Origin of the sequence: Arthrobacter sp. UYCo732 (genome assembly GCF_040547265.1) — a bacterium.
In the GTDB taxonomy this organism is placed as follows: domain Bacteria; phylum Actinomycetota; class Actinomycetes; order Actinomycetales; family Micrococcaceae; genus Arthrobacter.
The window spans coordinates 139,121-148,348 of record NZ_JBEPPJ010000002.1 but is presented as its reverse complement, the minus strand read 5'-3'; the positions used below and the strand labels follow the sequence as shown (position 1 = coordinate 148,348).

Below are 9,228 nucleotides of genomic sequence, written 5' to 3'. Positions count from 1 at the left end.
CTCCACCATGTCCCAGTCACACGAAGACCACAACAAGCCCTTCCGCAGCCCCATCGACCTCACCGTCAGGCTTGTCGTCGGGTCGGTCGTAATCATCGGCGTTGCCGTCACCTTCGCTGTCTACGAGATCTTCTTCAATGGAGCCATCTCCTGACCTGAAAGGCTCCAAGATGCCCCAGCACAAAGTCACAACAGAAACCTCCGGGGACTCCACCCAGGTCACCGTCGACGGCGTCCTCTGGATGAGCATCGTCGGCGGTGTGATTACTGTCCGCCTGGCCAACGATGGCGTCCACATTGAGCGCGACGAGTCGGTGAACGGCATGACCATCACCCCGTACCACCCGCGGCTCGCGTACGTGGCCCCCGAGCTCCGCGACCAGATGCGCATCGAGCTCGGCCTCTAGCCCGGACGGGGAGCAGCTCTGGCGCCGCCGCACACATGACCGGCAGAACAGCTCTCCCGGCTCGAAAGGCATCACCATGGCACACCCTCAAGTCACCGTCGAAACCGTCAACGGCTCAACCCAGGCAACTATCGAAGGGCTGCTCCAGCTGACCGTCCTTTCCGACGGCTCGGTCCAAATAAACCTCGCCGGGAAGCACATCGAGGTCGAGCGGACCGGACTGCAGTACGTGGTCCGCCACGAGACCGATTCATCCCAGTACGGTGCGGCGATGGCATGATCGCCACCATCGTCGTCGCCACGGTGGCAATCACCACTCTGCTCACCTGGTTCATCATCGGCCGCCGGCAGGCGACCGATGCAGCCAGCGCATTTGCAGCTGTCTGGCGTGAAGGGTACCTGTCCGGTGTCGCCGACCAGGAGTACGCAGCGATGATCGACTTCAGCCATGACGGCTACGGCCGTGTCGGCCCCAACAGGGCCAACCCGTACCCCGGTGACGAGGAGCTCGCCGTCCATGCCTGACCCTCTCGTTCCGCGTCAGTTCGTACACCCTCGGAAGGTCCGGGGACGACAGCCCGGTCGTCCGTACACATGATTGGGCATGACATCCGTTGCAACCGAATCCCCGTCCTCAGCAAGCTCCTTCCAGTTCACCTCCGACTCCGAGGACTACGATTCCCCGACCAGCGGCGAAGTAGCTGTAGCCCTGATCGGCACAGCACTCCTGGCAGTCCCCGCCGCCATCATCGGACTCGCGGTCGTTCCCTTCATCCTTGGAGCCCGGGCGCTGCGGGACCTGGCCTCGCGGTGACCGCCTACCGCTTCGTCACTCTCACCTGCGATTCGTGCGGCGAAGTCTTCGACGACGGGGCTTCTTTGCGCATCCCTGAGGCACGCAGAAGAGCTGCATTTGAAGGAGGTTGGGCGACGGGTGCCGCCACCCGGCTCGGCAAGACGGATTACTGCCCCCGGTGCAAGGGCGAGGCGCCCAAGGAAAGCTGACAAGCGCGGGAACAGCTATCCTGGCCGCCGCACACATGATCGGCATGACAACCGACGCATCCCCCGCCAAGCCCATGTTCGAGCACTTCGTTCCCGAGGCGGAGCCACCTATCGGGACGGTCGCCTCTTTCCATTACAGCTTCCTTTCCGGCGGCGGATCATCCACCGGCTACCTGATGCGTGGACCCTCAGGCTGGTCAGCCCGGCCCAACCCCCAGCGGCATGACCTGAGCACCTGGGAAGGACTGACTGATCTGGAGGCACGCAACGCCGACATCCAACAGCGCAGGCCAGGAAGCACCGCGGTCTTCACTACCCTCGATGTCCGCATCCACGCAGCCCCGCCCGAGGACCGCGTCGGCGTCAAGGCGCGCCTGGTCAAGCTCCAGCACACCGTCTACTCGGCCGCCGAACGCGTCGGTATCCAGACCGAAGGCGCCTCGCATATCGACCTGGTCACCGCCATCACAAACCTCGCCGAGGTGAAGTCATGAGCTTCGGCGTGGGATCGATCGAGAAAATCGACGAGAAGGGCAGCCCCTTCGGGGCGACATGCCAATTCGGGTGCGCTCACACAGTGACTCCAGTGACCCGCCGGTCCATCACCATCGTCGAGGCCAGGAAGGTCCGGGACCTCTTCTCCGAGGGCTGGTCCAACTCCGGTCCGAGGGCAGCCAGTCTCGAGGCGTACCGCGCCGTCGATGCCGACGGGACCGAATGGCTGCGCGACTGGGAAGGGTGGACCGGCGACCGTCCCGGCTCCTGGAAGACGGCAGACGGCCGCCGCGCCGAGAGTGCCTCCGTCGCGGACCCCGGAAAAATCTATGGCAGCAAGGCCAGCGGCTACACGTTTACCGACCTGACCACCACTACGGAGACATGATGCAGACCGACACAGACACACCGCACCGGCCAGCCTGCGCCACAGGCAAAGACATCATCGCCCAAACTCTGGTGGTTCACTGGCCCCGACCCGTCGTCGAAGGTGGCCGGGCCGTCATCGTCGACTGCATGGGAGAAGGCTGTGGTTTCCAGTCCAGCCACGCGGACCTGGTCGGTGAGGACGCTATCTGGGGCGAACATGCCTGCCATGTCGCGGATCTGCTGGAGCAGGCCGGGATCGCCGAAACTGCCGATGTCGCCAAGACTGAACGGCTACGCCTGGCCGACAAGCTGGAGGAGGAAGCCGCCATTCGGAGCTCCATGCACTGGCTCCGCTGGAGCGCCGAGACGAACATCGGCTGGACCCAGGCGGCCAACCACCTCCGACACCCGACTGCCACGGCCGGGTAAGGCAGCGCTGTCAGGCCAGAGATGTATGAAGTCCAACGCGTCTGAACTTCCCAGTAGGTAGGCCTGGGCAGGTTACTTCGAGCCTATAGGCGATCAGGCAGGCCGACCACAAGCGTCCAGGCCCGGAGAGCTTCCGGCCAAGCTCCGCACACATGATGAGCATGGAAACCTCCACGAGCCTGCACGCCGCCCTTCGATCAGCGATCGACGCGCCCGGCGCCGTCACCAAATCACAGCTGGTTGCCTTGCTGGCGAAGTTCCCTGCACCCGAACTGCCCGCCGAGAACGACCTGGTCATTCGGGACGGCATTCTCTCCGTCGACCTTCGCGCATGCACCTGCGCTGCGTCCGGATGGAACGCCCCGGAAGGCTGCTCCCACGAACATCACTGCGGGCTTGAACCAATCATCGACATCAGCCTCGCCCTGAAGAGGGGAGGCTACCGTGCCTGAGCGCAGCGACCTTTCAGCGGCCTGGGTGAGCGGTGCCGACATCAACGCCGACATCTTCGGCGACGTCGATTCCACCGATTGTCCGTACGATGACCCCGAACTGGCCGCCGCCTGGCGCGACGGCACCGAAGCCCTCCGCGACTGGGACGGCAAAGCCGACCTGTCCGCGAACCCCCATGAAGACTGACCGAAGGAACGCCATGACCATCATTCCGAACGCCGACAACATCCTGCACCTCGACTTCGAAACCACCGGCTTTATGGACAACCCGAACACCGTTGTCCTTGAGGGTGCAGCCATCATCACCGATGGTGAGCTCAATGAACTCGCCGTCCTGGAAGGCATCGCGATCCACGCCACCGAGGAGGAGCTTTCCCATATGGGCCAATTCGTCCTGGATATGCACACCAAGACGGGACTGCTGGACCGGGTCCGCGCCTCCGATGTCTCCCGCACGCACTTCGACGACGTCCTGCACGCGTTTGCCGCCCCGTACTTCCCTGATAAGGGCACCACCCTCCCCGATGGGTCCAAGTATCGTGGCATCGTCATCAGCGGCAACTCGGTGAAATTCGACTTCGACGTCATCTCCAAATTCTTCATCCGGACCCGGAGCACCATGGACTACCGGGTCATCGACATCTCCGGTCTCGGTGAGCTCGCACACCGCTGGGACCGCGTCGGGTGGGAGGCAATGCCGGCCAAGCTCAGCGACCACACCGCCTTGACGGACATCCGCGAAGGCGTCAAGGAGCTGCGCTACTACCGCACCCGCCTGGGTCATATGACGGGCCGCCTCTGATGACCGGGCTTTTGAACACTCCCATGAGGAGAATAGGTGCCGTCGTAGCTGTTGGCTTGGTCGCGATCGTCCTTCTGTCCGTCCTGCTGGTTTTCCAGGCGACCCAACAGAACGAGCTCATCCGCCTCACGGGCAACTACGTCACCGACGGTGTGACAGTCGACGAGAGCAGGATCAACACCAGCTGGAGTGACGGCTTCACACTGTCGATTGCCAAGAACGGCGTGATCCACACCTGCAAGCACGTCCGGGCGGACGACCTCCACCAGGGCAAACCCATCACCTGCGAGGACGGGGCGGTAATCAATGCGAAGTGACCCATCAGGGTTCAGCCCGCTGACAGTCGCCGGGGACGGGTTCTTCGACGTCTACATCACTCTGGATCCGCCGCCGCATATGCGGTTCCCGCGCCACACGGACCGGGACCGGGTTCCCCAGGCGGTGACGCTGAAAGGGGCCGATCTGGAAGGCGGGCCGCGCGACGGCCGGACCGCCTTCGAGATCAATTCCTACGCGCCGCCCGGCGTCGTCGAATCAGACGGGGACAGGTGCCTTCTGGCCAGCCTCGAATTCCAGGCGGTCAACCTGTCCTCGTCCGCCGGCGGGCGGCTCTATCTGTGCGGGTTTCTTTCCGGTGCCGAAACGTACGACCAGGACGTCCACGACCGGATCATGGCAGGCACCCCGCTGCCGGAGATCGAGGAGCTCGCCGGCGACTACGGCGACGTCCGCTACTTGCCGCCCCGATACACCCCGCTGGAGGAATACTTCGGCTGGGAGGCAACGGTCCGACTCGTCCCCAGGACGGCCAGCGAAACCGCATGACCCGCCGCCGCCGGTGCAAACCGGCGGCACCCAACGGCCCATAGTTCAATCAGGTGTGGGTGAAGCAGGGCACAGGGCCGGATTCTAGACACTCCGGCACGCCGACATGCAAGCTCCAGAACACCGCGAGTGGTCGCGGAGATGAGGTTCAAATCCTCGAAGCCGACAATAGAATGTGCGCCTAGTGGGCGCTGTAGAGGAAGGCGAGATCGTTCAGCGTCTGCAGGGTCAGCTCCTGCGCGCGCTCGGCCGTTAGCTCTGTTGCGGTGAAGCGCTTGGCGTGCTCCTGGTCAAGTCCTGTGCGGACCATCTGAGCCCTGAAGAACACCTGGGTCACCGCCAGAAGTGCAGAGATGAGGTCTCTGCGCTCACGCCACATTCCCGACTGCCAGGCGAGCCGAACGTGCGCCCTGGCTTCATGGGATGCAGGGGCGGTGCGCGTCCCCACAAAAACCTCAGGCAACCAACCCAGTTGCCGGTTTTCAGCCCATCGGTAGCCGATGAGAAGAGGTCCCCGAGCTGAGCGGTAGGTGGCGGTGACGTTGAGAATCTTCCGACCGCCGTCCATTCCCGTGTAGCCCAACGTGATGTCGCCCAGCTTCTCGTGCTTGCACGCCTCGATGAACTCCTGGATGTCCTTGTCCCAGAGCCTGTCCGTTACACCGTTCTCCATCTGCCTCACCCCGGGACAACGCTACCGGGGCGAAGGCCTGCGCTCTCGGCGGCACGCTGCAGGTATTTCCAGATGCAGCGGGGACCGGCGCCTGCCCCGCCGCACACATGACCTGGCATGAGCATCCGAATCCGCAACATCCCCAACGACGACCTCGTCGCCCTGGCACCAAGACTGTCCGGACTGTACATCCAGACCGGGTCCACCGACCACAACGGCCGTCTCGTCTCCGGAAACATCCTGGACGCCAAGGTCATGGACGACGGCAGCCGCATCGCCATCAAGCTGACCCGCTACATGAACGGTCAGCACGTGCCCGACAGCATCACCGTCCCGGCCGGCACGGACCCTCTCGGCCGCCCCTGGCACACCGCGGTCCACGTCCGTGAAGGCAGCGACTTGCTCGCAGCTCTCGAAGCAGCCTGAACACCATGGATGTCACGAAATTCATCTTCCGCATAATCTTCAAGTCCGTGGCTTTCCTGGCTCTGGCCGCCGCAGCGTACTCGCTTTATTCCAACCCGGAGCACGAACTTCACGGATGGTACGTCGGCGCGATCATCTGGGCGATCCTTGTCGCGATGGACATCGGCGATGATCTGCAGCCGGAGAGCCGGGCACCCTGGAACCGCAGCTCCTAGTCAGGCAGCTTTCACGACCAGCAGCTCATCCCATTCGGTGGTGTACCGAGGGGACAAGGCCTGTCGCTTCATTCCCCAATCCGGTGCTTCGACCATTCCGGCACGACCCAGGCCGATGGCTCCGGTCCCGAAGCGGTCCATGATGTCCCCGAGCAGGGCACCGATGTGTTTTTCCTCGTGGGCGGTGGCGAAAACCGGCAGCTGCGGGGCGGCGCCGGCCGGCGAGAGCTCCGTAAGCATGACACCGGCGCGGGCGTAAGGAACCCCGTCGACCAGCAGGCCCTCCAACGCCCCTGTGGCGGCCTTGGTGAGCAGAACCGGGTCAGCGGTCGGCGCAGCCATTTTGACGGTCACAGAGGGGAACGAGGCGGCCTTCTCGTTGAAGTGGGAGGTGCCGGCGAAGCACGTCATCAGCTTCGCCTGCTGGTGGTCCTTCGCGAGCCGGATAGCGGCCTGCTGGGCGTAGATCGCCATCACCTCGTGCATCCGTGCCGCGGTGGTAACCGGCTTTGAAAACGACCGGGAGAAGATCAGCTGCTGCTTGGTCGCGATCTCGGTTTCCATCGGGATGCATGGGATGCCGTTGAGCTCCATAATTGTCCGCTGCATGAGCACCGAGAACTTCTTCCGCATCACCACCGGATCGGTGGCTTTCAGGTCGGCGATGGTGAAGATCCCGAGGGCGTTCAGCTTCTTCCCGAGCCGGCCGGCAATCCCCCAGATACCGGTCACCGGAACCTTAGACATGATCGCCTCGGCGTGGGCGGCCGGCAGCGTATCCCAGCTGCAGACGCCCTGGAGGGCAGGGTTCTGTTTGGCCACCCGGTTGACGAACTTGGCCAGCGTCTTGGTCGGGGCAATGCCGACGCAAACGGGCAACCCGGTGTTCCTGGCAATGGCAGCCTTGATCTCCACCCCGGTCTTCACGAGCTCCTCCGGGGTGCCTCGGAGTAAAGCAAATGCCTCGTCGATCGAGTAAATCTCGGTGACGGCTGCATACCGGCCAATGATCTCCATGACGCGGCTCGACATGTCGCCGTAAAGCTCGTAGTTGGAGCTGCGGTGGATCAGGCCAGTGCGTTTGGCGTCACCAACCAGTTTGAACCAGGGGTCACCGTTTTCGATGCCCAGCGCCTTGGCTTCGTTCGATCTGGCGACCACGCAGCCGTCATTGTTAGACAACACCACGACCGGCTTGTTTTCAAGGCTCGGGTCAAAGGATCTCTCGGCCGACACATAGAAGCTGTTCACATCAATAAGGGCCGTCCGCTCCACCCTGGATTGAGGATTTCGCATCGGATGCAGTTCAGCCATTTTCAGACGTGGTGCAGGCATCGGGTGACGACACCCCACACCGTTACTTCAGACAATTCCGGGACGATGATGTCCGGGTAGTCGGGGTTCTCCGCAGCCAGCCTGACACGGCCATGTTCAAGCCGGAGCCGCTTGATGGTCAGTTCCCCGTCGATGACCGCGATGACAACCTGGCCGTCAGCCGGAGTGATCGACCGGTCCACGACGAGTTCGTCGCCGTCGGCGATGCCGGCGCCGTCCATCGAATGTCCCGACACCCGGACCAGGAAGGTGCTGGTGACGTCGCGGATCAGGTGTTTGTTCAGGTCGATGCGGCCGGTGAAGTAGTCCTGTGCAGGTGACGGGAAGCCCGCCGGCACCGAGACCGGAGACACGAGCGGACCCTTGAGATCCGATGCAAAGACGTCCAGAGACGACAGGACGACGACGCTCATCGACGGCTCCCTCCTTGCTTTAATCGAATCTTTGTTCTCAACAGGCTTTTCCAAATGTGAACATCTCTTCGAACAAAATTATACGGCTGATGGCCTACTCCGGGCCCCGACCGTCCTTGATGCGGGTGAGCGGAGGACTGCGGTCCGCACACATGGGAGCAATGATCTCTGCTACCGATTCCCCCAGTCCGCCCCGTACTACCGACGCCGGTCCCCTGGAAGCCGAAACCAACCCCGCGCCCCAGCATCTCGGCACCTGTAACCGCTGCCACCACACCTACCTGCTCGGCACCAAATGCGGCACATCGGACCACAGGCAGTGAAGCGCCGCATCATGGTCCCGCTGCTGGCCTTGGCCGCCACCGCGGCCCTGATGACCGGATGCCAGTCGGCCGCCCCGGAATTCGACCGCGCCCTGGACGTCACCGCGCTTCCCGGCGACGGTGGAGATCGAGTCCGAGCCACCGAAGGGCAGACCCGCGGGCACTCTGCGGGCTTTGACCTCCATTTCGGGGCCGCCGCCTTCGGCCTGACATGCTCCACCGACGCCGACGGCGACAGTTCCCGCGGCATCGCCGCCGTGGTCTGCACGTGGACCAATGAGCCGCGGTGAGCCCGGAACCCGTCTCCGCACACATTACGGCCATGACTGCACCCACCACCCAGCTCACCGTCCGTCAGCTGATCGATGCCCTGAGCGCCATCCCGGACAACCCCCTGGTGATCATCGCCGGCTTCGGCACTGCCAACGTGCCCGGCAACCTCCGCCGGCACCGCGCCCACCTCCCGGATGTTGGAATCGAGGTTGTCTACGACCGAATGAACTCGGTCACCGTCAACCGCCTGACATTCATGTTGCACCAGCACGCCACCCAGCCGGTCAGCAAGTTCAACCCCAACCCGACCACCTTGGACTCACCCGTCTGGATCCGACCCAGCATGGAACACGAAAAGTCCTTCTTCGCGGTGACCCGGGTCGATTCATTCAAGGGCCATGCTGTCATCCGGGCCGAGAACGTCGCACCGGTCCAAGGGCCGTCCATTCAGCGCGTCAGTGATGAGGAGCTGCTGCGACGGAACTCCGAATTCACCCGTTCGCCGGACAAGGAACCCAACCTTGACGTCGAATCACCGGTGAACCGCTGGATCTTTCGCGCCATGCCGACGGAGCGGACTGCAGCCCGACTTCGTCTTGAAACAGCCCGTGCCGATCTTGAAAAGCTCGTGGCTGAGATCCCACAACTGGAGGCTGAGTGCGCCCAGTTCGACTATGTTCTCGGCGTCACCGACACACCGCCGGTTTCAGAACGGCCCGCCGCCGGCGCCTGATTCTCCCGCATGGGATCCTCCGGTGACGGCAACCTGACGACCCGCACACATC

At 63.4% G+C, this 9,228-nt stretch carries 20 protein-coding genes; 17 read left to right on the top strand and 3 right to left on the bottom strand.

Annotated elements, in window-relative coordinates:
• Positions 1 to 7: 7 nt before the first annotated feature.
• The 13 genes from ABIB45_RS04020 to ABIB45_RS03960 all read left to right on the top strand — a co-directional run bounded on the left by ABIB45_RS04020 (position 8) and on the right by ABIB45_RS03960 (position 4,785).
• A complete protein-coding gene (locus ABIB45_RS04020; RefSeq protein WP_354214648.1) occupies positions 8 to 154 on the top strand; it encodes a hypothetical protein in 147 nt (48 codons plus the stop codon).
• A 16-nt stretch (positions 155 to 170) separates the two neighbouring features.
• Entirely contained in the window at positions 171 to 407 is a 237-nt protein-coding gene (locus tag ABIB45_RS04015; RefSeq protein ID WP_354214647.1) for a hypothetical protein, read from the top strand.
• A 76-nt stretch (positions 408 to 483) separates the two neighbouring features.
• Complete coding sequence (locus ABIB45_RS04010; RefSeq protein WP_354214646.1) at positions 484 to 687, top strand: hypothetical protein; 204 nt, start codon at positions 484 to 486, stop codon at positions 685 to 687.
• Entirely contained in the window at positions 684 to 932 is a 249-nt protein-coding gene (locus ABIB45_RS04005; RefSeq protein ID WP_354214645.1) for a hypothetical protein, read from the top strand. The genes ABIB45_RS04010 and ABIB45_RS04005 overlap by 4 nt, the downstream gene beginning before the upstream one ends.
• A 79-nt stretch (positions 933 to 1,011) precedes the next feature.
• Positions 1,012 to 1,221, top strand: a complete 210-nt coding sequence (locus ABIB45_RS04000; protein WP_354214644.1) for a hypothetical protein — start codon at positions 1,012 to 1,014, stop codon at positions 1,219 to 1,221.
• A 235-nt stretch (positions 1,222 to 1,456) separates the two neighbouring features.
• Positions 1,457 to 1,906 (top strand): hypothetical protein, encoded by a 450-nt coding sequence (locus tag ABIB45_RS03995; RefSeq protein ID WP_354214643.1) that lies wholly within the window; start codon positions 1,457 to 1,459, stop codon positions 1,904 to 1,906.
• Positions 1,903 to 2,295 (top strand): hypothetical protein, encoded by a 393-nt coding sequence (locus tag ABIB45_RS03990; protein WP_354214642.1) that lies wholly within the window; start codon positions 1,903 to 1,905, stop codon positions 2,293 to 2,295. The genes ABIB45_RS03995 and ABIB45_RS03990 overlap by 4 nt, the downstream gene beginning before the upstream one ends.
• Positions 2,292 to 2,705: a hypothetical protein gene (locus tag ABIB45_RS03985; protein ID WP_354214641.1), complete on the top strand. Its 414-nt coding sequence runs from the start codon at positions 2,292 to 2,294 to the stop codon at positions 2,703 to 2,705. Before ABIB45_RS03990 ends, ABIB45_RS03985 begins: the two co-directional genes overlap by 4 nt.
• Positions 2,706 to 2,866: 161 nt before the next feature.
• On the top strand, positions 2,867 to 3,157 hold the full coding sequence (locus ABIB45_RS03980) for a hypothetical protein (protein WP_354214640.1): 291 nt from the start codon (positions 2,867 to 2,869) through the stop codon (positions 3,155 to 3,157).
• On the top strand, positions 3,150 to 3,344 hold the full coding sequence (locus ABIB45_RS03975) for a hypothetical protein (RefSeq protein WP_354214639.1): 195 nt from the start codon (positions 3,150 to 3,152) through the stop codon (positions 3,342 to 3,344). Before ABIB45_RS03980 ends, ABIB45_RS03975 begins: the two co-directional genes overlap by 8 nt.
• A 13-nt stretch (positions 3,345 to 3,357) precedes the next feature.
• Positions 3,358 to 3,960, top strand: a complete 603-nt coding sequence (gene orn, locus ABIB45_RS03970; RefSeq protein ID WP_354214638.1) for an oligoribonuclease — start codon at positions 3,358 to 3,360, stop codon at positions 3,958 to 3,960.
• Between the two features lie 23 nt (positions 3,961 to 3,983).
• Positions 3,984 to 4,277 (top strand): hypothetical protein, encoded by a 294-nt coding sequence (locus ABIB45_RS03965; RefSeq protein WP_354214637.1) that lies wholly within the window; start codon positions 3,984 to 3,986, stop codon positions 4,275 to 4,277.
• Positions 4,267 to 4,785: a hypothetical protein gene (locus ABIB45_RS03960; protein WP_354214636.1), complete on the top strand. Its 519-nt coding sequence runs from the start codon at positions 4,267 to 4,269 to the stop codon at positions 4,783 to 4,785. The genes ABIB45_RS03965 and ABIB45_RS03960 overlap by 11 nt, the downstream gene beginning before the upstream one ends.
• Positions 4,786 to 4,966: 181 nt before the next feature.
• Here the strand turns inward: ABIB45_RS03960 and ABIB45_RS03955 are convergent, their stop codons facing one another.
• The gene (locus ABIB45_RS03955) at positions 4,967 to 5,458 is read right to left on the bottom strand and encodes a hypothetical protein (RefSeq protein ID WP_354214635.1); all 492 of its coding nucleotides are present in this window, start codon (positions 5,456 to 5,458) and stop codon (positions 4,967 to 4,969) included.
• 117 nt (positions 5,459 to 5,575) lie between these two features.
• On the opposite strand from ABIB45_RS03955, the gene ABIB45_RS03950 reads away from it, so the two are divergent.
• Positions 5,576 to 5,884: a hypothetical protein gene (locus tag ABIB45_RS03950; RefSeq protein ID WP_354214634.1), complete on the top strand. Its 309-nt coding sequence runs from the start codon at positions 5,576 to 5,578 to the stop codon at positions 5,882 to 5,884.
• A gap of 5 nt (positions 5,885 to 5,889) precedes the next feature.
• Complete coding sequence (locus tag ABIB45_RS03945) at positions 5,890 to 6,099, top strand: hypothetical protein (protein WP_354214633.1); 210 nt, start codon at positions 5,890 to 5,892, stop codon at positions 6,097 to 6,099.
• Here the strand turns inward: ABIB45_RS03945 and ABIB45_RS03940 are convergent, their stop codons facing one another.
• Both ABIB45_RS03940 and ABIB45_RS03935 read right to left on the bottom strand, forming a co-directional pair.
• Positions 6,100 to 7,395 carry a Y-family DNA polymerase gene (locus tag ABIB45_RS03940; RefSeq protein ID WP_354215036.1) on the bottom strand — a complete coding sequence of 432 codons (1,296 nt, stop codon included), beginning with the start codon at positions 7,393 to 7,395 and terminating at the stop codon, positions 6,100 to 6,102.
• A gap of 20 nt (positions 7,396 to 7,415) precedes the next feature.
• A complete protein-coding gene (locus ABIB45_RS03935) occupies positions 7,416 to 7,847 on the bottom strand; it encodes a LexA family protein (protein WP_354214632.1) in 432 nt (143 codons plus the stop codon).
• Between the two features lie 295 nt (positions 7,848 to 8,142).
• On the opposite strand from ABIB45_RS03935, the gene ABIB45_RS03930 reads away from it, so the two are divergent.
• Both ABIB45_RS03930 and ABIB45_RS03925 read left to right on the top strand, forming a co-directional pair.
• Complete coding sequence (locus ABIB45_RS03930; protein WP_354214631.1) at positions 8,143 to 8,460, top strand: hypothetical protein; 318 nt, start codon at positions 8,143 to 8,145, stop codon at positions 8,458 to 8,460.
• Positions 8,457 to 9,176 carry a hypothetical protein gene (locus tag ABIB45_RS03925; protein ID WP_354214630.1) on the top strand — a complete coding sequence of 240 codons (720 nt, stop codon included), beginning with the start codon at positions 8,457 to 8,459 and terminating at the stop codon, positions 9,174 to 9,176. The genes ABIB45_RS03930 and ABIB45_RS03925 overlap by 4 nt, the downstream gene beginning before the upstream one ends.
• Positions 9,177 to 9,228: the final 52 nt, after the last annotated feature.